Here is a 25,038-nt window from a genome sequence, read left to right as displayed (position 1 = left end):
AGTTAGCTCTACTTTATCAATTCCTCATATAAAAAAGGATAAACCCTTAAAAATGTCAGTTGAATTAGTACAGGCTTATGAAGTTAAAAATACTCTTCCTATCATTTCTAGCATTTGGGCTGGCTGGTTGGGGCGTGGCTATCATCAAACCAGACAAACTGGATCACCTTTCTTCTTTTATGACTTACAACTACGTGAAGTCAGTCGTTTGGTATCACTCTAGAGGCAAGCTAAAAGAACTAGAGAGTATCATCCTTAATGATGATTTGAGTGATGAAGAAGCTATAAAACGCAAAATCCAGAACATGCTCAAACACCGCACATCTGTTTACTTACGAGAATTTAATTCACTCGACGCTCCAATTCAAAACGTCGGGAACCACTACGAAGAAATGTTCGAGTTCGCGCCATTCTTAAATGACGTTTATGAGGTCGTTTTTTCAAACAAAGATGTTCACCTGAAACTAAGTTTGATTGCTGACATTATGGAGGCGTACCAAACAAGGGCGAACAATCAACTACTTGATCTAATAATAAGGAAGCTAGGTTATGAAAAAAATTGCTGTTGTATTGTCAGGTTGCGGTGTCTTTGATGGCGCTGAAATCAATGAAGCAGTGCTTACGCTGCTGGCTCTTGAAGAGCGCGGCATAACTTATCAATGCTTCGCTCCAGATAAGCCACAACTCCACACAATCAACCACCTAAAAGGTGAAAATAAAGAGCAAGCTCGAAATGTACTTGAAGAGTCTGCACGTATTGTTCGTGGCAGCGTAAGTGCGCTATCAGAGCTGGACGAACAAGAGTCCTCAGCGCTCATAATTCCTGGTGGTTTTGGAGTAGCAAAAAACCTATCAACATTCGCTACCGATGGCGCAGATTTTTCCATTGACGTTGAATTTCAACAAGTAATGACCGCCTTTGCGAGCAAGAAGAAGCCTGTTGGTTATATGTGTATCGCACCAGTGCTTCTACCTAAAGTGTATAACGGTGTTCGCTGCACAATTGGTTACGATGAAGAAACAGCAAGTGTAATCAACAGTCTAGGTGGACTACATGTTGACTGCACTGTAGACAATATTGTCGTAGATAACGATTACAATGTTGTCACGACGCCTGCATACATGCTAGCTGGTAGTATTGCTGATGCTAAAAAAGGTATCGATAAGTTAGTAGAGCAGGTGGCTTCCTTAATTTAAAGTGCTACGCCTATGGAAAACACCTACGATATTCTCTGTACCATTGGAGTAAGTGCTTTTCTTGGTCTTGGGCTTTGGCTTGCTCTAGAGTTTTTACCTTTTCAATCAAATGGAAATGTAACAATAGCGACAACTTTGGAAGAAAAGGAATCTCCAAAGGCGGGACTTTTGTTTGATGCATCTCAGAACGCGGTTCTACGCGGAGAAGATGAGATATTGAGGATAAAACAGGGTAGTACCAACCACCGTTTTATTAGCTATTTGTTTGAGCATGAAGGTCAAGACATCCCTATTGAGCAGTTATATCAGGATCTCAGGCTGCCAGAAGATACTTACTTAAAAAAGCTTATCGCGAATACTAAGCTACCAAAGGAAATAAGGAGCCAAGCGTTCGTTGTGAGTAAAAGCACAATCCGCTTTCAGACAACTCTCGATTAAGAATGCAGCCGTGAGGCTGCATTATCGCGGACAAATCGAAGATATAACACGCCCTAAAACATCTACCTTAGAAAGCTGTTGAAAAGTAAGAACTTCGTCTTTCTGACTACCTAAAGATTGCAACCTAACACCGGTTGATGTGAATGATAACCTGCGGATAGACATGAAATCTTGAGTTTTGAAAACGTAGAGTTTGTCGTCTTTATAATGTCGGTCTTCAAGATCGACAATCAACTTACTTCCGTCAGGAAGTATATCCCCCATGCTGTGCCCTTCAACCTGAACATACACTAGTCGCTCGCTGTGGCCTGAAGGGAGCAGTCGAGCATCAAAAAATACAGATTCATCGCCTTCTTTATAAGATTGAATCGATACCGCAAAACTCTGAGGAACAGGAGTTACTTTTGCTCCATCTACACCAACTCTCAACCATTCGAAACTGACATTGTAATGTTCAGCTAAACGCTTCAGCTTGGTATCTCTTGGAATAATAAGATCTTTTTCCCATTTTCCGATTGTAGTACCTGTCACTTTTGCAATCCGAGCTACATCTTCTTTCGTTAGCCTAAATTTATTCCTCAGATCTTCCAATCGTTGACCCAACGTCTGCATTTCACGTAACCCCAAAAGAAGAAAAACACCTAAATTCTAAGACCCACACCTCATACAAGAATAACGACAAACAACCTTTAAATAGGACCCCCCCACTTAAAGGTTGTTCCGAAGTTCAATTTCGACTAATTTATAAACACACATACAAATACCGAAGTGATTTGCGGACTAGAGAGTTAAACGAGAATCTAATTCATTGAAATTTAAGATTTCTCATGATTTTCTCACTAGTCCGAGAAAACAAAGTCGCTTCTCAGAAAAAGAGAGCGTGATATGTATCACAGTCTTTTTAGGTATTAAAAGCACTTTATCCGTAGTTTAAATATGAAGTTAAAGTTTGAACTACGAAATTGGAAGTTGGTAACTTCCGTTTAACTATCCGCTCTTTATCAATTTGTGCCTAGGCAGATAAAACACCGCAACAGAACGTTGGAAACGTGCTCCACTGCATCAGTTTTATCGACGGGGAAGCCCCACTAAAAACTTAGTGGAGAGAAATATTCCCCAAACACACCCGACGTCTCGCAAACGGGCTGGGTTCGGTTTTGCTCTGAGCCGATGAAAGTGAAAGAGTAAATCTCGCAAGGAGAAACAGTTATGACCAACAAACTCAAACGGTTTCGTTCATATCGCTACCTAAGAACTCAATCAAAGGTCGATAAAGCAACAAAAGAGCGAACGCCACAAGATATTGAAGTAGAACGAACACGCAATCACTTCCGACGATTTCATGCTCGTGAGTTCCTAGCGTTGAGGTAAATGAAATGCCACAAAACGCAGAAAAAGAAACCATTGGAATTTGGTTTGAACTAGATGAAGACACAAACCGTCTTCTAGAAGAATCAGCAGAAGCGAACGACAGATCTAAGCGCAAAGAAGCTCGATTTCGTCTGAAAGATCACTTATCAAAGTTCAACCAACACATGAAACCTCGCGCTAAACCCTAGCGCTTTTTTTTATCCAAAAAGATCCAACCTTAGGACGGAAAAAGGAGTCTCACATGGATGATAAAAAAATTGTTGAGGGACAATTAACCCTCGATAAGCAAACATACGCTCTTCTCAACCAAGCCTCTCAACGTTCTTTTCGCTCCTTAAAAAAGGAAGCTTCCCTTCGCTTAATTGACCACGTACAACGATTTCATTACAGCCCACAAAATAAGCTTGATGAGATAGTGTTTAAAACGTCCATTAAGATCCCTATCAGGGTAAGAAAAAGCGTTGTACCTTGCCTGTATCGAGGTAAATACAAAGTGAAAACCTTGGTTAATGAATATTCGATACGTTTAAAAGATCACTTAAAACGATACCCAACCATATCAGCGGTTGGTGTCGTACAGGAGGAAGAACATGCTCCTTGAGTTGAGCGCGTTAATCCCTCTACTCAATACCTGCCAAAGCCAAGTTGACGCAAGCATCCTCAAACGTCTCATCGATAATGAAAGTTCTCGTAATCCCTACGCTATCGCCGTAGTCGGAGCCAAACCTGTCAATCAACCCAAGACCAAACTTGAAGCCATTCAAATTGCAACCGATTTGGAGAAGCAAGGCTTTAAGTACAGCTTGGGATTGATGCAAATCTACAAAGAGAACTTTCCCGCCTATGGCATGACTATCGAAACCGCATTTGACGCTTGTAAAAGCATTGAGGTCGGAGCGGACATATACGCCAAATGTTACCACCGCGCAAAAGCGCAAGCACCATACAAGGCACACCAACAACACCTTGATGATGCCGCCTCTTGTTATTACTCCAATAACTTCACACGAGGCTATCAAGGTGAAGGAGAAAAAGGACTGAGCTACGTTGAGAAATTCAACCGAGCAAAGAAACTGCCCTCCAACACCATTTCTGAATCTTACGACTCAACCTTTGAGTCTTCTCAACCTTCAAAACCAACACCACCAAAGCAAGCCCATTCATGGGATGTCTTTGGTGACTTCTCTTATTAACAAGGAAATATTCAATGAAACCACTTGATTCAAACACTCAAGCATACAGCAACCTAACCATTGCTTTCATCGCCGTCATGCTGATTATTTTTGGTCATCCAGCTATCGCCGCAGGCGGCCTAGATGAAGGTATCACTTGGGTAAATGAAGTTGCGGATTGGGCATACAAACTCTTAGGCGCAGCCGTCTTTGTTTACAGTATATACATGGTGATCATGGCATTGATTAACAAGAAGACATGGGGGGATGTGGGTGTCAGCATCGCTCAAGCAGCAGCCGCTGGCGGTATCGTTGCAGCCGTCACTTACGCTTGGTCTATTTGGGGAAGCTAATCATGCAAGACGAAGAACGAGATCAATACGCCAGTTATAACTCGCTGGCTCGCAAACCCCTCATGTTTGGCATACCTATCATCCCTCTCATTATAGGAATGTTGATGATGCTACTGACTGGTTGGCTTGGGCTAAGTTTCTTCGGAGTAAAAGGGCTGGTTTTTCCAGCCTTTATTGCTTTAGGGCTACTGTATATCCGCATTCGTAGCGAAGAAGACAGTCGAGCCATCGATGAAATGAAATGGGAAGCAAAAGGCTTCTTAACTCGCCTTCGTTGCCAGTCCAACACCATTTCATTCACTTCTATCGATAATCACCCATTCAGGAGAAAGCAACATGTCAGCGAATGGTTTAAAAACAATACCCCTGACTGACCTTCCTGCTTATGGCTACCCAATCAATCGAACCATGCTCTCTTTGGATGACGCCAAAGTCATGGCGACCATAAGCCTTAACGGAATACCCTTCGAGTCAGAATCTTACAACACGCTCAAACCTTCCTTTGAGCTCGTGAAAAACATCCTTAGCACCCTCGCCAGAAAGTACGGCAGTCAACTTGCCATTTGGACACACATCGTTAAACGTAAAGAACGCTTTGAAGCCAACTACCGTTTCGAGAGTGGCTTCATGCAGCGCTTTTCTGAACGTTACTTGCAAGACTTTTCCGGTGAGGATTTTTTCAGTGTCCGTTACTACATCACCTTTGTACTCAACTACAAAGGCACACTCACCGAAGGAGAAGATGAGCTTGGTGATATTCTCAAGACGGTTTCAGCCGCATTAAAGCGTTTTGATAGCAAAGTGCTTGAAGTCGGTGACGATCACCGCTGTGAACACATTGAGTTTCTTTCTTACTTACTCAACTACAACGACCAACCTAAGCCACTTACGTCAGAAAAAGTGCGCAATTATATCGGTCATAGTGATTGGCACTTCGGTCACGACCTGCTCGAAGTTCGCAACGCGAACAACGAGGCCACCAAGTTCGCCACCTTCTTCGAGCTTGACGCCCTACCAATCGCAACGGAAATGGGGATGTGGGATTTCATCTTGAGTCAACCAACTGAGTTTATTCTGACTCAGTCCATGATTTTTATGCAGTCCCTCAAAGCTCAAAAGATGATTGATAGGCAAACTAACTTCATTGAGTCCAGTGACAACGCGGAACATGAATTAGAAGAGCTGCAAGCAGCGCGAGACTATGTTGCCTCCGGCGCGGTCAGCTTTGGAGACTATCATGCATCACTGGCCGTCATTGGTGATTCACCAGACAAGGTGATCATAGATAGCGCCGACTTAAACGGTCAGTTCCTAGCGAAAGGCACGGTCTTAAAGCGTTCGAATCTCAAGTCTCAGTTCTCGTTTTTAAGCGCCCTTCCCGCGTCAAAGATGCGCATCAAACCCTCACCACGAACCATCGCTAACCTTACCTCGACATGGTCACTGCACAACTACTCGACAGGCAAAGCAACGGGCAATCCAGTCGGTGATGGCAGTGCTATCATCCCTTTGAAAACGCTGTCTAACTCCCTGTTCCACATGAACTGTCACGCCTCGGCAATAGGCAAAAACAATACGGGAGAAAAGAGCGCAGGACACACCATGATACTCGGTGCATCTGGCTCTGGTAAAACGACACTAGAGGCCACACTTACCGGCTTTTTCACTCGCTTTGATCAGCAAATCTTTTGTATCGATTATAAACGCTCTACCGAGCTGTTTATTCGAGCGTTTGGTGGTGAATACTTTTCGATTAAGGAAGGAGAAGATACAGGCATCAACCCTTTCCAATTAGAGCAGTCAGCAAAACTCATTAGCTTCTTGAATCGTCTTGTTTGCCGCTTGGCGCAAGACTCACAAGGTCACATCAACGCTCATGATGAGCAGGAAATCAAAAACGCGATAGACAGCGTGATGACCTTTGACGCGCCAATGCGCGGCCTCAGTATGATGCTGCAATCCATTCAAGATCCGGACTTGCGCACGAGGCTCAGCAAATGGTGTCGCAGTGAAAACGGTAAGCTCGCTTGGTGTTTGGACTCACCTCATAACCAGTTCAATCCGAAAGCAATGGATCGCATTGGCTTTGATTCAACTCTGCTACTAGAGAAGGATTCGAGCGGTCATGTTCACCCTGCTAGTGAGCCCATTCTTGCCTGTTTGTTCTTCTTAAAAGAGCTAATGCAAGAGTCCGGCAAGCTACTGGAAACCATTGTGGAAGAGTTTTGGATGCCAGCAAACTTCCCTCTCACCCAAGCGGTAATGAAACGGTCACTAAAAACCGGACGTTTAATGAATGAGTTTCTGGTGCTGTCATCACAGTCAGCAGAAGATGCGATTCATTGTGAAATCTTCCCTGCCATCGTCCAACAAACCGCAACCAAAGTGTACTTGCCAAACCCTGATGCAGAGTATGACGCTTACAAGCAATGCAACCTGACCCAAGGCGAGTTCGACAAACTCAAGGCGCTCGATAAACAAAGCCGAACCATGCTCATTAAGCAGTCGAACATCAGTTGTTTTGCAAAGCTGGATTTAGGTGGCTTTGATGAGTTCCTACCGATTATCTCAGGCTCTACCGATGACATTGTGCTGTGTGAAACCATTCGCGCAGAGGTGGGCAATAACCCTGACTTGTGGATACCTGAACTACTGAAAAGGAGATAACCATGCTTAAACGAACCACGCTTGCCCTATGCATTGCATTGGCATTAAACACCTCAACACAAGCATCGGGTATCCCCGTTGTTGACGTTGCGGGTATTACTCAAATGGTGATTGATAGCACGCAACGCGCTCAAGAGTTTACGCAGTCGATAAGCGAAGCTCGCAACCGTCTTAATCAACTCAAAAACCAAGCGGAGCATTATAAATCAATGGTTGAAGGTCACTATGGATTTGAAGAAATTCTCAGTGACCCGAACTTAAATGATGTGATCGACCTCAGCGCATACAGTGATTTGTATGACGCTGTTGATGATATATCCGACTTACGTTCTGAATTTGACCTTTATTCCGACGACCCCGTGATACAGAGGCGCTACGATATGCAACTGAAACAACTTCGTTTTCAGGAAATGCTTTATGAGCGCAGCACTGAACGCAACGAACGAATGAGTCGTCTACTTAGCCAGTTTGGCAGCGCAACAACGCCAGCGGCCAAAGAAGACTTAGCAAACAGCATCAACTTTGAAACCATGCAGATGCAAAACGAGCAACGCATGATGGATTCAATGTCAGACATGCTAGAGCGCCAAAAAACTCTAGAAGCACAACAGAGAAGCTTGAAACTCAAACAGCAAATTTTTGGTGATGGCATCCCATTAAAAAGAGGTTAATGACATGAAAACAATAATCAAAACACTCCCACTAGTTTTAGTTCTTTTAACTGCTTGTTCCGAAGAAGCTAAAACTGTTGATTACTACTCGCAACATTTAGATGAAGCAAAGCTAGTGCTTGCCGATTGCGAAAATGACGCTCGAAAGAAAAATGCCAATTGCGAAAATGCAGCTACAGCCGTGAGCAAAGACTTGAAAAGCAAAGTTTTTGGCGGGGGAATTAAGCTAAAAAATGAGTAGCCTCTAAGGAGTAGCTATGTTTGAAGATCTATTTAACTTCGTAACAACCATTGTAACTGACAATATAGGGGCGATGGTTGTCCTTTTTGCTAATGTGATAACCCCCTTAATTGGTTCTTACGTTACCCTCTATGCAATTTACCTTGCTTTTCAATCGCTCTATGATGCTGAAAACATGATGATAATGGAGTCCTTGAAATTTATAGGCTCTCTCGCTCTATGCACTACCGTAGCCTTTAATACTGCTTGGTACATGTCCTCAATTGTTCCGATGGTCTTACATTCAGGGGATACGATTGCCAGCTATTTAACTTCATCAACCGGAGGGAGTGGAAGTGCGCTTCAAGAGATGTTCGAAACCATGCTTGTTCAAATAGAAAGCCTATGGGACAACGTGTCTTTTGGCGTCACCGCCTCTTGGGGTGATTCGTTTCTTATGGTTATCTTATTAGTGCTTGTTATATTGGGCTATGTCCCGTTTATATTGGTTGCTACTGCATACTTACTAATAGCAAAAGTGATGGTGGGGTTCTTACTCATTCTCGGTCCATTGTTCATTATGTTCGCTTTCTTTCCGTCAACGCGAAGTATGTTCCAATCATGGACAGGCCAGTGCTTGAACTACGTTCTACTTACTATCGTATACCCTCTTGCTTTCAATATTTTCAATCTAACTATCAACTATGTGGTTGGCGGCAATGAAGAGATCTCTTTCGCTTCATGCTTGATGACTTTAATACTTTTTGGTTGCTGTATTTTGATTTCAGTCCAAATACCTGTGTTCTGTTCATCCCTATCGGGTGGCGTTGGTATTAACGGCTTAGTCAGCAATATGGGAATGGGAATGCGAAGCCTAAGTAACGCCGCTAAAGGTGGCGCAGGCGCTGCAACCAAAGTTGGAAAAAGTACATACAGTGGCGCCAAGTCATTGGGCGATAAGTTCAAAAACCGAATTAGACCAGGCTAACACCTTCCTCACACTCTCACCCTAGACACCGCGCCGCTTTACGCGGTTTTTTTGTATCTAAAAAAGGACATTTTTATGAAGACGTTCACCCTGCTATTGGTGGCGTGTTTGACTGTGGGCTGCTCTAGCACTCCACCGCCGCCACCGGAGCCAAAAGGCAATATCACTCCGGTTAATCCCTCCAAAGTTAACCTCGCTGATTTGTACACCCAAGGAGACATGCAATGAGCACAACCATCGATTCGGCCTTGGAACACAATCATGCCAAGGCCGAGAAAAAACCAACCGCCAAACACCAAAAGCAAGCTGATGTGTACCTCGAAGAGATTAAGCAGTTCGAACAAGACCGTGTCGAAATCGCCAAGAAAAACGCGAAGACCGCATGGAAAGTCGCAACAGGCTCCGGCGTTCTCGCGTTGGTGCTCGGTATTGCGATTGTTGTGATGATGCCACTGAAAACCGTGGACTATCGATTACTCTACATCGACCCACAAACAGGCATGACTCAAATCATTCAACCACTCGCTGATGCAAGAGAAATCACTTACGGCGAAGCGTTAGATAAGCATTGGTTGAATCGTTACGTCATTACTCGTGGCTCTTACCAATGGCAAACCGTTCAAGACGCCTTTGACTACATCAAACTCACCAGTCGTCACGATGTATTCAGCGCTTACAGCACGCAGCTACGAGCCAAAAACTCCCCTGTCGAAGTGCTCAAAGACTATAAGAAAATCCGCTTAGAAGACGTTTCCATTTCGTTCTTGCCAACCCGCCAAGACCAAATGCTCGCGCAAGTGTCCTTCACCAAAGTGGTACTCAATAGCGATGACACACCAGACACCTCTTACCTACCGACCAAATGGAGCGCCACCGTTACCTTTGATTACCTCAAGGAAATCGAAAAGGAATCGGAGCGCCAACTTAACCCACTTGGTTTCCGAGTCACCAGTTATCAAGAAAACAGGGTGATCCAATGATGAAACAACTGATTGTCTCTTTGGCGTGTTTGATGGCGTTCTCCACCCACGCCTTAACCCTGCCAAAGCATCAAGGCAAAGACCGACGTATTGTGTATGCAGAGTACGACCCAAGCGATGTGATTGCGATACGCACCAAAGTGGGCGTCACCACCCTCATTCAGCTCGACAAGAATGAAACCATTGTTGGCGAGCACTCTGGATTAGGGATGGGTGATGCCGTCGCATGGGGGTTTAATGTGCGCGGTAACAACGTGTTCTTTAAACCTCAAGCCAAACAGCCCAATACCAACTTAACCATCGTGAGCGATTTGGGGCGCACTTACTCATTTGAACTGTTCACCAATAAACAGCCGTTCTATGTCGTAAAAATGCGTTACCCCAAACCGAAGAAAACCAACACAACCCCTCTCAAAGCCCCTTGTACTGATGGAAAATACAACTTCCGTTACGTGAAGTGGGGCGATGAGGAATTAGCTCCTGCTTACGCGTGGGATGATGGCCGATTCACCTGTATGAAGTTTTCTAAAAATGCCGAGCTGCCCGTGATTTACCAAATCAACGCCGACGGCAAAGAGTCTTTGGTGAACTACCACATTGAGCAAGACACCATCGTGATCCATTCGGTCGCCAACGAATACCGTTTGCGCCTTGGTGAACGTGTTCTAGGGGTGCTTTCTCACTTTGTCGAGTTCGCTGGCCACAACCAAAAAGCGAGCTCGATTAAAGCCACTCGCGTCATTAAGGAGGACGAACATGAGTGATGACAACACCATCCCAAGCGCTTATGAAAGTGCCAACCTCGACCGTGGCGAGCTCGTGGTGAGTGGACGTAAAAAGAAAAACAAAGCGGTCATTGTGATCGCTTTGGTGATCCTCGCTTTGGTCGTCGTCGCGGTAGGGGTTCTGTTCGCGATTAATCAATTTCGTGAAGCGGAAGTAGAAACAAAGCCCCTACAGCCAGAGTCTACTACTGAGGTAGTGGGCGTTGAAAAAGGCACGGTCGGCAACGACAGTGCTTGGTTTGAGAAAGCCAAACGTGACCATGAAAAAGACAAGGCGCAGCAAGAACGCGCCGCACAGTGGAAGCGAGAGCAGGAGCTCAAGCAAGCCAACGAACAAGCAACGCAGCAACAACCTGTCACCGTGCCTAAAACGGGCGTTCCTGAGCCAAATGTCACTCAACAACCCGCGACCGCAGCTAAGCGAGATAAGAACGCGCCACCAACTCCACAAGAGCGCCGCTTAATGGGGGGGCTTATGGTCAATGTTGAAAGCGGCAATGCCGCCAGTAGTCAAGGCACATCTGAGCCTGCCTCTTACAACAACAGTTATGACGCACCGACCTTCGCAATGGGTCACGCCTCCAAGCGCAAACAGGGGAGTTTGGATTTTCTGTTGAAGCACAGCTCCGTTATCCCTTGCGCACTCTACAGTCAGGTCATTTCTGACCATCAGGGCATTGTGATGTGTCGCGTCACTCAAGATGTGTACAGTGCCAATGGTAAAGCGCTACTCGTTGAACGAGGTTCGTTAATCACGGGCACTCAGAACGTCCAGTTAGAAGCGGGTAAAAACCGCGTCTTCACAACGTGGGCTGATATCGAGACGCCGAACGGGGTATCAATCCGCATCGATTCGCTGGGTGCAGGTCGCCTAGGCGCAAGCGGTAACGAGGCTTGGGTCGATAATCACTTTAAAGAGCGCTTTGGCGGCGCAATATTACTGTCCTTCCTTGATGATGCTTTTGGCGCACTCGCCGAAAAGGCCGCTTCATCGGATGGTGATATTACCTTTGATAGCTCAACCGAGAACGCCAGCAACATGGCAGAGAAGGCACTTGAGAGCAGCATCAATATTTCGCCAACGGGTTACACCCAAATCGGTCAACGCATCAACATCATTGTCGCTCGCGACATTGATATGTCGAGTGTGTACACCTTCGAATAACCGCTAAATCTGGTTGGTCTGCGGGATTACATGATTGATATATATGTAAAATTTTAGGCCTGACAGGCCAACCACCTTCCCACTTTAACGCCACTTCAATACAAGGCTCGCTTTTGGCTGCAATAACGGGCGTAGCGCTTGTTGAGACAAAAGGAGTAACACGCCACGCGTGGATAAAAACTTTGGAGATTGTCCATGGAAACCCTGTCTGAATTTGATATCGCGCTCGCGCAGCGCCTCAACATCATCACCCCTAGCGTTCTTGCTCATGCCTCACCGCAGTTCATCAATTATTGGCGTGAGGTACAAAAGGAAATCGAGCAACGAAGCACGCTCAATAACGCAGAGGATAGCCATGAACACCATCGATAAGGCCGCAACGGTCAATCAACTACTCAACATGACTGGGCTGCGGCACTACTTAGACTTAGAAGGGCTCACCGAGATTGCCATCAATCGGCCTAACGAGGTGTGGTTTGATCGTGGTAACGGATGGGAGCGCGACGCGCTGCCAAACTTATCATTAAGCATGTGCAGCAATCTTGCGAAAGCGTTAGCCACTTTCGCGGGGCTGACCATTCCTCTCGGTGAAGCCAACCCTGTCGCCTCAGTTATTTTTCCTGATGGCGAGCGCGGTCAAATTGCTATCCCCCCTGCCACTGAAAACGGCATTGTCAGCATGACCATCCGAAAGCCTTCCCTCACTCGATTCGCACTGTCGAGCTACCAAGAAAGCGGTCGCTTCTCTGATTTTAGAGAAATGGATGTAAACCGTGTTGAATTAACACCGGTTCAAGAGCAGCTTCTCACGCTCAAACAAAATGGCGACATGGCGCAATTTTTTAGCATGGCAGTAAAAAGCAAGCTCAATATCTTGTTAGTCGGTGGGACTGGTTCAGGTAAAACCACCGTCATGAAAGCGATGGTGGACGAATACCCCACCGATAAGCGCCTCTTCACCATTGAAGATGTGCATGAGCTCGACCTACCCAATCATCCCAATCACCTTCATCTGTTTTACAAGCAAGGCGGCTTAACCCCGAAACAAATCATCGAGTCGTGTATGCGAATGAAACCCGACCATGTGTTGTTGGCCGAGCTACGCGGAGATGAGGCATGGACATACCTTGAAATGCTCAACACCGGACACGAAGGCTCAATCACCACCATTCACGCCAACGACTGTTATTCCACACCCGCACGACTGGCCGGATTGGTGAAACAATCCGAAGTCGGCCAAACACTCGATTATCACCACATCATGCGAACCATTCGAACCAGCATCGATGTGATTGCCTTTTTCAAACACACTCACCTCGTCGAACTCTTTTACGACCCCGTCGAGAAGAACCGACTGTTAAGCGAGGGCTAAATCATGGCGCTATCGAAAAAGAAAAAAGGAATATTGTTCGCCATGTTCCTTTTTTTTACCCTACTGTGTTTCATTGGTGGCTTGTACGGTGGCGGCGCAGCCTATTACAAGCTCACCCATATCTCGTTAGAGCACCTGACGTATCACAGTCTCTTTGACCAGTGGCAAGCCTACCGCCACAACCCAGACATCAAAAAGTTCTTGGTGATTGGGGTGGCCGTGAGTATCGCCATCACTTTGTTTCCGACGCTGATGGCTATCGTGATAGCCATTGCCAGCCAAGAAAAAGAAGAAATACACGGCAGTGCGAAGTTCGCGACCGACATGGACTTGGCGAACTCTGGTCTTTTCCCTAACCCGAAAGCCAAGAACAAGAAGCCAAGCATCTTGTTAGGCAAGATGCCCAAAGGCCGCTTTAAAGGCCGTTTTATCGAGCTAGAGAGCTCGCAGTTTGTTGAAGTCCCTGCCCCAACGCGAAGCGGTAAAGGGGTCGGTATCGTTATCCCTAACTGTGTGACCTATCCTGACTCGTTAGTTTGTGTCGATATTAAATTCGAGAACTTGGTCAAAAGCGGCGGGTTTCGTCAGCAATGCGGCCAAGCCGTTTTCTTGTTTGCGCCGGATGGGTATGCCATCGATGAGCAAGCACGAGAGCGCGAAGAGCTTCGCACCCATCAATGGAATCCTTACGACTACGTTCGCAGAAGCCCCGTATTTCGAGTAAGCGATGTGCTCAATATTGCTAACAGCTTATACCCAATTTCTGGGGATAAAAGCGACATTTGGAACGAGTTAGCGGGTAAGCTATTTAAGGGGCTCAGTTGTTGGATGCTCGATACCGAGACTATTACAGGTATCACGCCCTCTTTACCCTACGTACTGAAACTTGGCGGCATCGAGGGCGGCCTAAGAGCGTGGATGCGCCAAGAAATCAAAAACGACTACGTCTCAGACGATGTACGTTTTGAGTTCAATAACTGCTTATCGATGGCCGAAGACACCTATTCGAGCGTCGAAAGTAACTTACTCAGTCCATTGGCGATATTCAGTGACCGCGTCACCGCAGCCGCCGTCAGCAGCTCGGATTTTGATTTTCGTGAGCTGCGCAAAAAGCGCATGACCATCTACGTCGGTTGTCAGCCCGCTAACCTCAAAAACTTCGGCAAGCTGTTCAACTTGTTCTTCGAGCAGCTTATTTCAGAAAACACCCGCACCCTACCCGAACACGATGCCACCCTGAAATATCAGTGTTTGGGTTTGCTCGATGAGTTCACTGCCCTTGGCCGAGTGAAACAAATCGAAAAAGCAATCAGCTACACCGCTGGTTACAACCTGCGATTTTTGACCATCTACCAAGATGAAGGCCAGCTCGAAGAAGTGTATGGCCGAGAGAACGCGAAAAATATTCGTAAGAACCATGGCGTCAAGGTGGTGTACCCACCGAAAGAAGTGGACGACAACGTTCGCCGCCTCTCTGACACCTTGGGTACCAAAACGGTGAAAAAGCGCAAAGTCAGCCGCAGTACGGGCAAAGGCTCAAGCCGAACAACTAGTGAAGATGAGCTGAAACGTCCGTTGATGATGCCGCATGAAATTATTGAGCTTGGCTTTGAGAAGCACCCGATTGCCAAAGAGCTCGGTATCAAAACCCTGATTTTGAAAGAGAACCAACGCCCCTTCATTGCAGAAAAAATCATCTACTTTGAAGAGCCCGTATTCGCTGAGCGAGTGAAATACTCCGAGGCGAATATCCCTGAAATCCCACTCCTTAAACTCCATTGAGGAACATCCGATGAAACACAAACTGTTTATGGCCGCTATCACAGCGGCTTTTTTATTGCCTGTTCAACCCGCGTTCGCGGCAAGCGACGATGAATGTGCCATTTGGCTTTGTCTTCCGACAGGCTTTCCAAGCGGTTGCAGTGGCGCTAAGAAAGCGTTCGTTAAGCGTATTAAAAAGTTCAAACCGCCCCTTCCAAGCTTTACGTCCTGTTTGTTTTCCGGCGATGTCCCTATTGGCACACCGTCGAATGATACCGACATGGCCGCTCGTGATGGTCGCGCCGCTTACATTCCACCACGCAGTGAGTGTGTGAAATGGGAAACAGGTAAGGATTGGAGCCGATGCGTTAAAACAGAGATGAAACCAAGCCAGATCATTAAAGATCAGAGCTGCCATGTGAACCACAAACAGGGGACTTCAAACCCAAAATATTGCTCGCATACCATCAGCTACGTTGAGACGTTCCAAGATGGCGAGCAGTACGGGGAAACCTATTACTTCGATAACGCAGGGAACACCTACATCGAAGGCTCAACCGAACACTAGGGGGTACTATGATCGTTTATATTGCAGAGAAACCCTCCCTTGCCAAAGCCATCTTCGAAGGGTTAGGTGGCAACCCGCAAACGCAGCGAGGGGATGGGTTTTATCAACACAAAGAGCACGTCGTGACGTACTGTGTTGGACACCTTTTAGAAACTTATGATCCTGACGACTACGATGAGAAGTATGCGAAGTGGACGTTTGATGATTTGCCTATCTCGACGGTCTACCCGCCGACCCTCAAACCCATCCCAGACACCAAAAACCAACTTCAAACCGTGCTTAACTTCATCAAGAAAGCCGACACCATTGTTCACGCTGGCGACCCTGACGACGAAGGGCAATTGTTGGTTGATGAGGTGCTTAACTACGCAGGAAACACCAAGCCCGTACAGCGCTTATTGGTCGCTGACTTGAACCTTGCTCCGGTTCAAAAAGCACTGGCGAACATGGAGTCAAACGAGAAGTACGTTCCCCTAGGTATGAGCGCTCTAGCGCGTTCTATTAGCGATAAGAGCTTTGGGTATAACCTAACGCGGGGTTGTACCTTAAAAGGTCGTGAGAAAGGCTTTCAGGGCGTGCTCAACGTAGGCCGCGTGAAAAGCGCGGTCATGGGTTTGGTGAACGAGAGAACGCTGGCAAACCAAAACCACCAAAAGAGCTTCTATTACGATGTTTATGCGCAGTTTGACTGCGGCGAAAATCGCATAAAAGCGAAGTACAACACTAAAGAGAGCGATCAGGTTGATGATAAAAACCGTTTAATTTCAGCACCTAACGCAAGCTTCATTCAAGACTCTGTGACCAATAGACCAGGACTGGTGACATTGGTCGTCACTAAGCCAGAAAAGAAGCACGCACCACAGCCATTAAACCTTTCTACGCTGCAACAACTTTGCGCGAAAAGTTACGGTTACAGTGCTGAAAAAACGCTGAGCATTGCCCAAAGCTTGTATGAGACGCACAAGCTCTTAACCTACCCTCGAACGGACAATCGCTTTCTTTCCGACGAACACTACTATCAAAGCAGTGATATCCTCGTCGCTATCGGCGCAACCTACCCTAGCCTCACCGACTCGATTACCAATACCAATGTTGATATGACACGCAAGCACAAGGCATTCAACACCGATAAAATCGAGGCGCACCACGCCATCATTCCAACCACCAAACACGGAAACCAAGCCAGCCTAAACAAAGAAGAGCGACAGGTTTATGAGTTGGTTTCTCGTTACTTCATCGGTTTGTTTTATCCAGAGTCCATTCGAGATAAAACCAAAGCCATGTTTGAAGTCGAAAGCTACCAGTTCAGCGCAACGCAAAGCGTACTCGTTGAACAGGGATGGGAAGTGCTGCATAGCGAAGAGAAGGAAACCCAAAGCGACCATGATGGGTTTGACTTAGCCATGCTTAAATCAAACACAGCGACCACCAGTGTCGAAAGTGAGGTTGACCAAAAGGAAACCAAACCAGCGAAACTGTTTACCGAATCAACACTGTTGGCCGCAATGACCCGCGCCGCCAGTTTCATTGATGATCCAGACCTTCGCGCCAAACTGGAAGCTAAGGACAAAAACAGCAATGACCGAGGCAGTATCGGAACAGAGGCAACCCGCGCCAGCATCTTGAGCCAACTTGCCGCAAACACCGAACTCATCTCGATTGGCGAAGAAAAAGGTTACAAGGAGAAGGTTTGGAGAACCACCACGCTCTTTGATCGCAAAGGCCGCCCTAACTATGAAAGTGCTAAAAGCAGCTAAAAGAAAGCCCCGTTACTTTTTGGTGACGGGCTTTCTTTATTAATGACCGCTCTGTTTTGACGTTTATTTGACCGGATAGAACACGCCAACTACATTGCCTTTTTTTGTGATATTCACAGTTTTCTGTTGCTTCATGATACGAGCCAACGATCGTTTGAAGCTTGATTGACTTAACTGGTTTTGCCCCTGAAGAGCTAAGTATGTATCTATGCCGTTTTGGCTCAGCAACCAATTAAGCTGTCGATATGTATAGCTCTTCTGATAACTCTTTAATCGAGACTGAGATAACCAACCTAGCAACTCTTGAGTACGGTCATGAATCAATCTCAACCGAACTAGTACCTCTTGAACATTGCTAGGTGAGTTCTCAAGCCGCTTAGGTTGTTTATTTTGACGTTCTCTCGTTTCTTCATATAAAGCCCCTTGCTTCCAAATAGGTTCAAAGTGAGCAATACGATTTCGTATCGAACCAATCATTTCTAAGCGAGCATATAAAATGTCTTGGTGTTTAACCTTCTTCCAATAACCTTCACTTTTCTGGCGATGGTAAGGAAGGACATTGGGAATCAGTCTTCCCCAAGGAACAAGCTGATTCTGCTTGTCATTTTTGATATCAAGAACTTTAGGCCAAAAGCCATATGTCAGCCGAGAGATTACATCATCATGGCTAAGTGTGGGGTGTTTTGGGTGCCACTTCCCATTTTTACGGTAATGGGTAATCTTCAGTATATTCTCTTCAGAACGCTTATTGAGATCTAAAAATAAGTACCAGTCGTTACTTAACTTAGATCCCGAGGATTTAGGATTATAGTAATGATGGCTTAGTGAGCAATGTAGCTTGTTTCTTAGGGTTATTTCTACAATACCGATCAACCGAAAAAAAGCCGCGGAGATTGCCTCGTTCCAGCAATAATATCCATATAGCTCCGTCGTTTCCTTCGGTTTGAAGAAGTGTTGATAGCTCGATAAGCGTGGAAGGGAAATATCTTGTTGTAGCTCTTGAAAGTCTTTGGCTTGCATTATCTTCGCCGTTCTCGTAATATTGACGTGTAAGCACTTGGAATAATTTTCAGGTAAGCTCTCGAAAGACAGCCCCTGCGAACTAAGTTGCAACGATTCTATCAGGAAAGCCCGCCAAAAGCGGGCTTTTTTGTACTTGAAATATCAAGATATTTAGAAACTCTTACGTCAGCTACCTCATTTTTAGCCCTTTACGTTGTGACTCACTTGCGAGTTCGGTTTCATTTGCTTGAGCATCATATGTCTTAGGCACAGGTTGAAAACCCGCCGCTTTCTTTTGGTCTATCAAACCAAACTGCACCTCTTTAACGGTGTAGTGTTTCAAGAAAGTATCTTTCTTCACGATTTGCTCGACTGTGGATTGTTCAAAACGGTTTGGCGACTTCCCGTTTATCGTCACTTGCAGCTTACCGCTGAGCTTATCCCACTGATATTCAACTTCAAACTTGGTAGGCCGAAGCTTTGGCTCTTGCTGCGACAAGATATCAGCTCTTGTTACTTTCGCCTTTCCAAATTCAGTTTCGATTCTATCGCCTTCACCAACAACCGAGGGAATATTTTTATGAATTGACTTAGGTAATGCATTTTGAGGATCTGCAAACGTCCATGCCCCTACCTTTGCTCTTCTGCTTTCTGTCTCTGGCTCAGCAGTGCGAGCCAACTCATATTGGCGTCCATCTTCCATTTTTATCGCAATGGTGTCAGTAACCGTGGATTTTGGCGTGCTGGTTGTCGCTTGATTGTTTGCAGCCAAGTTCTGACTAACACTTTCTGTTGAAACAAATTTTTTAAGCTCTTCCTTCCGACGAACAAAATCCGCTTCCATCTTCTTATCTGCAAACACAATGTTTAAGTCCTTGGTCACAGCCACATCGATGACTTGGTCTTTAAACTCCTTAGTACCATTGATTTTCACCACCCCAAACTTTTCAGCAGCCAGCGTGAGTGCGGCAGCCGTATGGTTAATGTCAGCTTGTTTGCTGTGCATAACGATCTTCTCACCATCATCACGAAATACTTTGTCTCCTGTGTTCTTGTCAGAGAAGTCCACATAACGTTTTGTGTCGTTCTTGCTCGCGACTAGGTCGTTCATGGTCAACGTGATCTGCGCAGCAGTCTCTCTCGCCTTCATGATACGCTTAGCGCTCTCGACGGCGCTAAAGTTCTCGTTAGCTGAAACGATAGCATTATCTTTAGTTTCTGGTGCGCGGTGGCGCTCTAGTTCATGTAGTGCCATAGGTAGCTCTCCAATGTGCTCTTTGCGTTGCAAGTGTTTGAGCAATCGGATGGACTCATCGAGCGGGTTCTTTTTACCCCAACCTTGAGTAACTCTATTGCTGACAAACACGATGGAATTGACGGCTTGCTGCTCTTGGCGAACTCGTTGCTGTTGCGCGAGTTGCTGCCTCTGCTTGCCGTAAGTCGTCTTTAGGATTTCTTTGGTTTCATCCCAACTCAGCCCCATGTATTTCGTGCAAAAGTCACTGACGTTATAAGCTCGCGTTTCAGCTTTTATCCGCACAGAGCCATCTTTGGCCTTAAAGTGGCTGTACTGGTCTTTGACTAAGCCATGAGAGTCGGAAAGGTGAGAAAGTAGGCTCTCGGCTTTTAGGTTTTGCCTGATAGTGCGAAAGCGACCGAGTTCGCTTTGCTCTTGCTTATTTTCTTGGAAGGTGTCGAACAATTGCGTCACGTAGCTCTCGCTATGTTGCGCCTTGGCTTTGATGCGCTTGATAGTTGCCAGTGTCGCGTTCGGTGAAGGCTTTCGGTAAACCGAAAGTCGAACTACTCGTCGTCGAGGTTCATAACCAGCCCGTCGCAATTGAGGACTTCGACTGGTTTGTTTGACTGCCAAATGATCCGATGCATTATCATGCAATAGTTCTGTAGGACAACTTCCCCGTTGTCCTCCTCCTGTAGCCACATTGAGTTCGGACATACTTGGCAAGCCGTTGGGGATGTCGGTAAATCCTCTTGGGATGCCTCGTTCAACACCAAGCTTTCGATCACGCGCCCGTCTGCTCGTTGGAATATTCCGCTGGCTTGCTCCGGCGCCTCGTTCAGAAAGTCGGGCTCCGGTGCTAAGGTTGTATTGTCGGTAATATCGCTCTCGTTGCTCATTTAAAAACTCCCCTTTTAGTTGGGTTGGCAGCGCCTTGTATTGCTCGCGCAATTTGGGGGCTGCTTGGTGAATGTACTTAACCTCATGTGACTTGCTGTTGACCCACTCATTAACCAAGCGGTTCACTTGCTTTTCGCTCGGCTTTTCCCGTTTAAGTGTTCGATGCTCGATAAACTCAGGGTGAAAACAACTGTCCGTTAAACGAACATTACGCGTTGAGCCGTGAGGTTTGATTTTGAGGTATTCGTCCGGCTTTCCGACCTTACCTATCGAGACTTCACCATGCTTCGCGAGCTCTTCTTTGAAAGCGGCCATAGTGGTGATGTTTTTGTCTTGGATAACGTCAAACAGCTCAGACTTGAGTTTGGCGTTCGCGCCTTTGAAGTTGTCACCTTTGTAACGCGCCAATAGTTTCGATTGGTCGATTTTAAATACACGCTGATTATCAAATGGTGATACCAAGTTAAACTTTGAATTAATACGCTCTTGGATAGCGTCAAAATATTCCAAGTTTGTTTTGTAGAAACCATAAGGATTCAGGTTTTTATCATCGAGTAGATTTTTCTTAGGTATTACAACATGAACATGAGGAAAACGCTCTACTACTTCCCCTGTACTCTTATCTTCGTAGGACTTAATTTTTGGAACATGAATCTCAGCATAAATATTAAATTCTCCCTCTGTGTAAGAAGACATAATATTTCGCTTATATTCCTCATATACTTCACGAATCTTTTCTTCTGAAATATCCCTTTCAGCAAAGCTCAAAGTGACATGAAAATAATTTTCAGGTTTATCTGTTTTCGCCATTGTTTTAATAATGGTATCGGTAATAGATAAATCCCCATCAATACAAATACGTTTATCTAATTGGTCACGGTGCATTTCGCGGTCGGACTTCATTCCATCGCGCAAATACTCAGCAATGCCATCCCTACCACCACGAACTCGAACTAACATTTATCCATGCCTTTTTCAAAAGCCGAGCGAACACCAATCAACTCATTCATGATCTTGAGGTAGTTTCGCTCACTAACCACTTCGCCACGGTAAGCTTGGTTAAGCTTCTTGGCGATCTGGTTAATGTTATTCGAGGTTTTATTGGCTAGAAAAATCATGCGTTTTTGAGCATCAGTTTCCTCAACTGAACCGCTCACTTCCACCATATTTTTCTCGTTTGATAAAATAACTTTGCGAAAAAGCTCAGCCTTTTTTATATCAAAGTTTTCTATAACGGTTTTAAACGGTTTATATTCAGAAGGTGTTAGTCTTGTTTGAACATGAATAGTGGCACTTTCTTTTTCCATAATTAAACTCGTAGAGTTTCAGGGGTTCAAGGGGATGTTATCCCCTTGGCACGCGAATGTATACATTCGACAGCGTGCCTATGAATAAATAAAAAACCCAAAACGGGTTTTTTATTTATTCTAATTGCCTTGTGTTTGTCTTGCTTTTGTCTTTAGACTGTATTGTGTTTATTCAGCAAGATATGAAAAGTGTCTTGTGAATGTATTCTAATTACCTTGCAATTGTCTTGTAAAGGTGGACTTATGGACGCAAATAAGCTGTTAAATGACACAGCAAATAACATTAACAAAGAGCTTTCTGAAATGCTCAGAAGTAAACAGAGCATAGTTAGTATGTTCCTGAGTGATATTGAAACCCTTTCGTCTAACGGCATTAGCTATAGAGTTCTGTTAGAGAAAGGCGGCATACCGATAGCGTTGAAACACTTTCAAACAATGATCTATATAGCCAAGAAAAAACGCTCGCCAAACGAACAAACCTCAACGCAAAAACCAAACGCTACCTCTACGGCTAAATCGCTTCCAGAAACACAAGAAATAGATCTCGTCGAATGGAAAATGATTATGCCTGACATTGCAGAGAAGCTTGTTCAAGACATTGTCAAACAAGGCTATGAGATTGAAGAAGTTAAATCATGGATTAAGGAAAAACAACTCCCCAACTCTAGCGCTTTAAGGCGTTACTTTACTGCATTAAAACAAACAACTAATTAAGGAATAGGATTATGGGTCACATCATAGATTACATCAAAATCGCTGTGTTAAATCACTCCGGCAATGTTGGCAAAAGTACCATCTGCAATACGCTACTGATGCCAAGAATAGAAGGTGCTGAACTTATTCGTGTAGAAACAATTAATGAAGATGGTTCGACGGGAGAAAAACTGGCCGCTAAAGACATGACCAATGTTATTGAAAAGATCGATATGCTCGATAAGGCGGTCATTGATATTGGTTCCTCCAATATCGAAAACTTTATCAAAGGCATTAAAGAAAATGTTGGCTCACACGAAGATATAGATCTTTATTTAGTGCCTGTAACTCCAGACATTAAACAACAAAAGGACACGGTAAATAGTATTTATGAACTACATGATTTAGGAATTAGTTCTGAATGCATTGGCGTATTACTTAATCGCGTTGATTCTTCTTTACCACTAGAAAGCCAGTTTAATGTTTTGTGTGAGTCTGGCGTTCTTGAGCAGACAGCTACAGATGAAATCCGCAAGTGTGTGATTATCCCTGAATCAGAAGTTTTCACGCTCATCGATCTAACAAACACCTCATACCATGAAGCGGTTAATGACGATACCGATTACCGCAAGGCCATTCGAGAAGCTAAAGATAAACAGACTCGTTCCGGTTTATCTTTAAAGAAATCTTGTCACCGTTTGGCTAAATCACTGGACGAAAAACTTGATATTGAATTTAAAAAATTAACCAAGTTTTTAGCGTGGCAATAAACCGGAAATGAGGTGTGATTATGAGTGAAGGATTTCCATACCCAACATTAACCAAACAACTGACGCTTGTTGAGCTGGAAGAAATGCGAGAGGAATTACTTGCACTAGGCGAGGCACTGAAGCTCGTTCCGAGCGAGTTTGATGCCTCCTTTCAGCAAAAAATTAATCGCGTCCTCGATATCACCAGTGAAGTGGAGCACCATAGCAAGCAGCTAAGAGCTGGTATCGAACAGTCTCAACAAGCGTTTAGCAACTCACTCATACAAGAAGTGGGAAAGAGGCATGAACAGCAATTAGGCGCTATCGATAAGTGCATTTCGGACAAACTGAGCGGCTACATTCCGGTGAATAAAGGCTTCTTCTTCATCGCCTTATTCGTCAATGCGGTGTTTGTTGGCAGTCTTTTAGGCGCCGTGTTCTATCTATTGGCATTCAAGCTGTGAGTGTACCTACCGGCTTTTTCACATACCCACAATCGGCAGGAGATATTTCCTCGCGGTCTCCTGTCCCCTCATGTGGATATGTGAAAAAACCTCAAAAAAAAAAGCCACCTGTAGAGAGGTGGCGAAATAGTCATTGGCTTATGTGTCGTGGTGAAAGGGAGTGTAGTAGGCAACAACAGTCCCACACCATTCAGCCGACAAAACTATGATACATACTCACCGCCAACGATAGTGAATCAGCTTGCATAATTGTCGATAGTTGCACGGTTTCAGCGAGGTGAAGAATGAGCCTCGCTGAAAAATTTTAGCTGTGCTTTATCAGGGCATCGTTACCGATGCCCTGCCCCGTCATTAATATTCGCTTGGCAACAAGAATGTTGTCACGCTGCGATCACCTTCAGTGATGACCCAAATACGCTCATTTCCAAATCTATACGCCGACAGAATACGCAAACCGTGACGTGTAGCTTCGTCGTTCGCAACCTTATCTTCTATACACAGATCGCCCCAATCACCGTTTGTATGGCGAGCTAAACAAGGCAGCAACAATAATTCATGCGGCAAGTCACCAAGCAGCTGACTCACGCCTTGAGTCATCACAATCTGACCGAGTTCAAACTCTACAGCTGTACAAGTATAGATTTGAGTTGGTTTTTCATTTAATGTAGTCATGTTAATTTCCTCGTGAACGGTAGTTAACGGAATGCCTTAGCTTTTCTGTCGCAAGTGGAGCTAAGGCGTTTTTCTATCTGCCGTTAGTACGGCAGACGCTCAAACCGAAAGACCTTTTCACAAGCGGTCGATTCGTCAGTCACAACAAAGTCGCTTAGACGTTTCGTCACCTCTTCAAGATCAGCCGGAAAGAATCGAAAACTCTTCATAACTAGCCCCGCATTAGCAAGCTCGCTAGGGCGCACATCACTTCCCATTGCCACCTTAAAAACCTCATCTTTAGAGGCAGCCTTCGATTCCAAGTTCGAAAACTTAGTCGGTTCTGGTTGTTTAGTGATGGTTGAGCGGATTACATTTGAGTCAGTCATGGCTAGGTTTCCTTATGGAGTGAATTTCATCTTCGTCGTTGCCTGACTGTCCAACCCTCAACCATGGTTACAGGAAGTTGCAAGGCGATAGGGAAAATCACTAGGAAACCAATGACTGGCGAGAAGGGAGGACGCGATTTACCAGCCACTTAGCAAACATAATCGAAATTGCTTTGTG

The 25,038-nt window shown here is 45.2% G+C and carries 30 protein-coding genes; 24 read left to right on the top strand and 6 right to left on the bottom strand.

What is annotated here, in order from left to right; translation table 11 throughout:
* The first annotated feature begins 549 nt into the window (after nt 1–549).
* On the top strand, nt 550–1,197 hold the full coding sequence (elbB, locus tag VJL_RS19005; RefSeq protein WP_038880463.1) for an isoprenoid biosynthesis glyoxalase ElbB: 648 nt from the start codon (nt 550–552) through the stop codon (nt 1,195–1,197).
* A gap of 12 nt (nt 1,198–1,209) precedes the next feature.
* Nucleotides 1,210–1,635: a hypothetical protein gene (locus tag VJL_RS19000; RefSeq protein WP_038880461.1), complete on the top strand. Its 426-nt coding sequence runs from the start codon at nt 1,210–1,212 to the stop codon at nt 1,633–1,635.
* Nucleotides 1,636–1,656: 21 nt separating this feature from the next.
* Here VJL_RS19000 and VJL_RS18995 read toward each other — a convergent pair whose 3' ends face one another.
* Nucleotides 1,657–2,247: a LexA family transcriptional regulator gene (locus VJL_RS18995; protein ID WP_038880458.1), complete on the bottom strand. Its 591-nt coding sequence runs from the start codon at nt 2,245–2,247 to the stop codon at nt 1,657–1,659.
* A 597-nt stretch (nt 2,248–2,844) separates the two neighbouring features.
* Here VJL_RS18995 and VJL_RS29680 point away from each other — a divergent pair.
* The 19 genes from VJL_RS29680 (at nt 2,845) to VJL_RS18915 (ending at nt 17,465) form a co-directional block, all read left to right on the top strand.
* Nucleotides 2,845–3,006 carry a hypothetical protein gene (locus VJL_RS29680; RefSeq protein WP_011998837.1) on the top strand — a complete coding sequence of 54 codons (162 nt, stop codon included), beginning with the start codon at nt 2,845–2,847 and terminating at the stop codon, nt 3,004–3,006.
* 5 nt (nt 3,007–3,011) lie between these two features.
* Nucleotides 3,012–3,194, top strand: coding sequence for a TraY domain-containing protein (locus VJL_RS18990; protein WP_038880457.1), 183 nt, complete (start codon nt 3,012–3,014; stop codon nt 3,192–3,194).
* Between the two features lie 53 nt (nt 3,195–3,247).
* Complete coding sequence (locus tag VJL_RS18985; RefSeq protein WP_038880454.1) at nt 3,248–3,607, top strand: TraY domain-containing protein; 360 nt, start codon at nt 3,248–3,250, stop codon at nt 3,605–3,607.
* Nucleotides 3,597–4,199 (top strand): lytic transglycosylase domain-containing protein, encoded by a 603-nt coding sequence (locus VJL_RS18980; protein ID WP_038880451.1) that lies wholly within the window; start codon nt 3,597–3,599, stop codon nt 4,197–4,199. Before VJL_RS18985 ends, VJL_RS18980 begins: the two co-directional genes overlap by 11 nt.
* Nucleotides 4,200–4,213: 14 nt before the next feature.
* Nucleotides 4,214–4,531, top strand: coding sequence for a hypothetical protein (locus VJL_RS18975; RefSeq protein WP_038880448.1), 318 nt, complete (start codon nt 4,214–4,216; stop codon nt 4,529–4,531).
* A gap of 2 nt (nt 4,532–4,533) precedes the next feature.
* Nucleotides 4,534–4,905, top strand: a complete 372-nt coding sequence (locus tag VJL_RS18970; RefSeq protein WP_050568865.1) for a hypothetical protein — start codon at nt 4,534–4,536, stop codon at nt 4,903–4,905.
* Nucleotides 4,868–7,198 (top strand): VirB4 family type IV secretion/conjugal transfer ATPase, encoded by a 2,331-nt coding sequence (locus VJL_RS18965; protein WP_050568864.1) that lies wholly within the window; start codon nt 4,868–4,870, stop codon nt 7,196–7,198. Before VJL_RS18970 ends, VJL_RS18965 begins: the two co-directional genes overlap by 38 nt.
* 2 nt (nt 7,199–7,200) lie before the next feature.
* On the top strand, nt 7,201–7,869 hold the full coding sequence (locus VJL_RS18960) for a type IV secretion system protein (protein WP_038880445.1): 669 nt from the start codon (nt 7,201–7,203) through the stop codon (nt 7,867–7,869).
* Between the two features lie 4 nt (nt 7,870–7,873).
* Nucleotides 7,874–8,110, top strand: coding sequence for an EexN family lipoprotein (locus tag VJL_RS18955; RefSeq protein ID WP_038880442.1), 237 nt, complete (start codon nt 7,874–7,876; stop codon nt 8,108–8,110).
* Between the two features lie 16 nt (nt 8,111–8,126).
* Nucleotides 8,127–9,077 (top strand): TrbL/VirB6 family protein, encoded by a 951-nt coding sequence (locus VJL_RS18950; RefSeq protein WP_038880440.1) that lies wholly within the window; start codon nt 8,127–8,129, stop codon nt 9,075–9,077.
* 75 nt (nt 9,078–9,152) lie between these two features.
* Nucleotides 9,153–9,305, top strand: coding sequence for a hypothetical protein (locus VJL_RS29675; protein WP_170926996.1), 153 nt, complete (start codon nt 9,153–9,155; stop codon nt 9,303–9,305).
* Entirely contained in the window at nt 9,302–10,057 is a 756-nt protein-coding gene (locus VJL_RS18945; RefSeq protein ID WP_038880437.1) for a VirB8 family type IV secretion system protein, read from the top strand. Before VJL_RS29675 ends, VJL_RS18945 begins: the two co-directional genes overlap by 4 nt.
* A complete protein-coding gene (locus VJL_RS18940) occupies nt 10,054–10,821 on the top strand; it encodes a TrbG/VirB9 family P-type conjugative transfer protein (protein ID WP_038880434.1) in 768 nt (255 codons plus the stop codon). The genes VJL_RS18945 and VJL_RS18940 overlap by 4 nt, the downstream gene beginning before the upstream one ends.
* Nucleotides 10,814–12,007, top strand: a complete 1,194-nt coding sequence (locus VJL_RS18935; RefSeq protein WP_038880431.1) for a TrbI/VirB10 family protein — start codon at nt 10,814–10,816, stop codon at nt 12,005–12,007. The genes VJL_RS18940 and VJL_RS18935 overlap by 8 nt, the downstream gene beginning before the upstream one ends.
* Nucleotides 12,008–12,202: 195 nt before the next feature.
* The gene (locus tag VJL_RS29670; RefSeq protein WP_173400279.1) at nt 12,203–12,379 is read left to right on the top strand and encodes a hypothetical protein; all 177 of its coding nucleotides are present in this window, start codon (nt 12,203–12,205) and stop codon (nt 12,377–12,379) included.
* The gene (gene virB11, locus VJL_RS18930) at nt 12,363–13,379 is read left to right on the top strand and encodes a P-type DNA transfer ATPase VirB11 (protein WP_050568863.1); all 1,017 of its coding nucleotides are present in this window, start codon (nt 12,363–12,365) and stop codon (nt 13,377–13,379) included. The genes VJL_RS29670 and virB11 overlap by 17 nt, the downstream gene beginning before the upstream one ends.
* 42 nt (nt 13,380–13,421) lie before the next feature.
* Nucleotides 13,422–15,161 carry a type IV secretory system conjugative DNA transfer family protein gene (locus VJL_RS18925; RefSeq protein ID WP_038880428.1) on the top strand — a complete coding sequence of 580 codons (1,740 nt, stop codon included), beginning with the start codon at nt 13,422–13,424 and terminating at the stop codon, nt 15,159–15,161.
* Between the two features lie 10 nt (nt 15,162–15,171).
* Nucleotides 15,172–15,708, top strand: coding sequence for a hypothetical protein (locus VJL_RS18920; RefSeq protein WP_038880426.1), 537 nt, complete (start codon nt 15,172–15,174; stop codon nt 15,706–15,708).
* Nucleotides 15,709–15,716: 8 nt separating this feature from the next.
* Entirely contained in the window at nt 15,717–17,465 is a 1,749-nt protein-coding gene (locus VJL_RS18915; RefSeq protein ID WP_227741146.1) for a DNA topoisomerase, read from the top strand.
* A 63-nt stretch (nt 17,466–17,528) separates the two neighbouring features.
* Here VJL_RS18915 and VJL_RS18910 read toward each other — a convergent pair whose 3' ends face one another.
* The 3 genes from VJL_RS18910 to VJL_RS18900 all read right to left on the bottom strand — a co-directional run bounded on the left by VJL_RS18910 (nt 17,529) and on the right by VJL_RS18900 (nt 21,914).
* Nucleotides 17,529–18,485 carry an Abi family protein gene (locus VJL_RS18910; RefSeq protein WP_038880424.1) on the bottom strand — a complete coding sequence of 319 codons (957 nt, stop codon included), beginning with the start codon at nt 18,483–18,485 and terminating at the stop codon, nt 17,529–17,531.
* 172 nt (nt 18,486–18,657) lie between these two features.
* Nucleotides 18,658–21,567: an LPD7 domain-containing protein gene (locus VJL_RS18905; protein WP_038880421.1), complete on the bottom strand. Its 2,910-nt coding sequence runs from the start codon at nt 21,565–21,567 to the stop codon at nt 18,658–18,660.
* Nucleotides 21,561–21,914, bottom strand: coding sequence for a plasmid mobilization relaxosome protein MobC (locus tag VJL_RS18900; RefSeq protein ID WP_038880418.1), 354 nt, complete (start codon nt 21,912–21,914; stop codon nt 21,561–21,563). Before VJL_RS18900 ends, VJL_RS18905 begins: the two co-directional genes overlap by 7 nt.
* Nucleotides 21,915–22,157: 243 nt before the next feature.
* On the opposite strand from VJL_RS18900, the gene VJL_RS18895 reads away from it, so the two are divergent.
* Genes VJL_RS18895 through VJL_RS18885 form a run of 3 tightly spaced genes read left to right on the top strand, consistent with a single transcriptional unit; the run spans nt 22,158 to nt 23,820 of the window.
* Nucleotides 22,158–22,628 (top strand): hypothetical protein, encoded by a 471-nt coding sequence (locus VJL_RS18895; protein WP_038880414.1) that lies wholly within the window; start codon nt 22,158–22,160, stop codon nt 22,626–22,628.
* An 11-nt stretch (nt 22,629–22,639) separates the two neighbouring features.
* Nucleotides 22,640–23,377, top strand: a complete 738-nt coding sequence (gene stbB / locus VJL_RS18890; RefSeq protein WP_038880412.1) for a StbB family protein — start codon at nt 22,640–22,642, stop codon at nt 23,375–23,377.
* Between the two features lie 20 nt (nt 23,378–23,397).
* Nucleotides 23,398–23,820 carry a hypothetical protein gene (locus VJL_RS18885; protein WP_038880408.1) on the top strand — a complete coding sequence of 141 codons (423 nt, stop codon included), beginning with the start codon at nt 23,398–23,400 and terminating at the stop codon, nt 23,818–23,820.
* Nucleotides 23,821–24,171: 351 nt separating this feature from the next.
* Here the strand turns inward: VJL_RS18885 and VJL_RS18880 are convergent, their stop codons facing one another.
* Nucleotides 24,172–24,492: a hypothetical protein gene (locus VJL_RS18880; protein ID WP_011998789.1), complete on the bottom strand. Its 321-nt coding sequence runs from the start codon at nt 24,490–24,492 to the stop codon at nt 24,172–24,174.
* 83 nt (nt 24,493–24,575) lie between these two features.
* Nucleotides 24,576–24,860, bottom strand: coding sequence for a hypothetical protein (locus VJL_RS18875; protein WP_011998788.1), 285 nt, complete (start codon nt 24,858–24,860; stop codon nt 24,576–24,578).
* Nucleotides 24,861–25,038: the final 178 nt, after the last annotated feature.

The sequence above is a fragment of the Vibrio jasicida CAIM 1864 = LMG 25398 genome, assembly GCF_000400365.1.
Lineage (GTDB): Bacteria > Pseudomonadota > Gammaproteobacteria > Enterobacterales > Vibrionaceae > Vibrio > Vibrio jasicida.
Note: the sequence above shows the minus strand (reverse complement) of the source record. Positions and strands in the feature narration are given on the sequence as shown.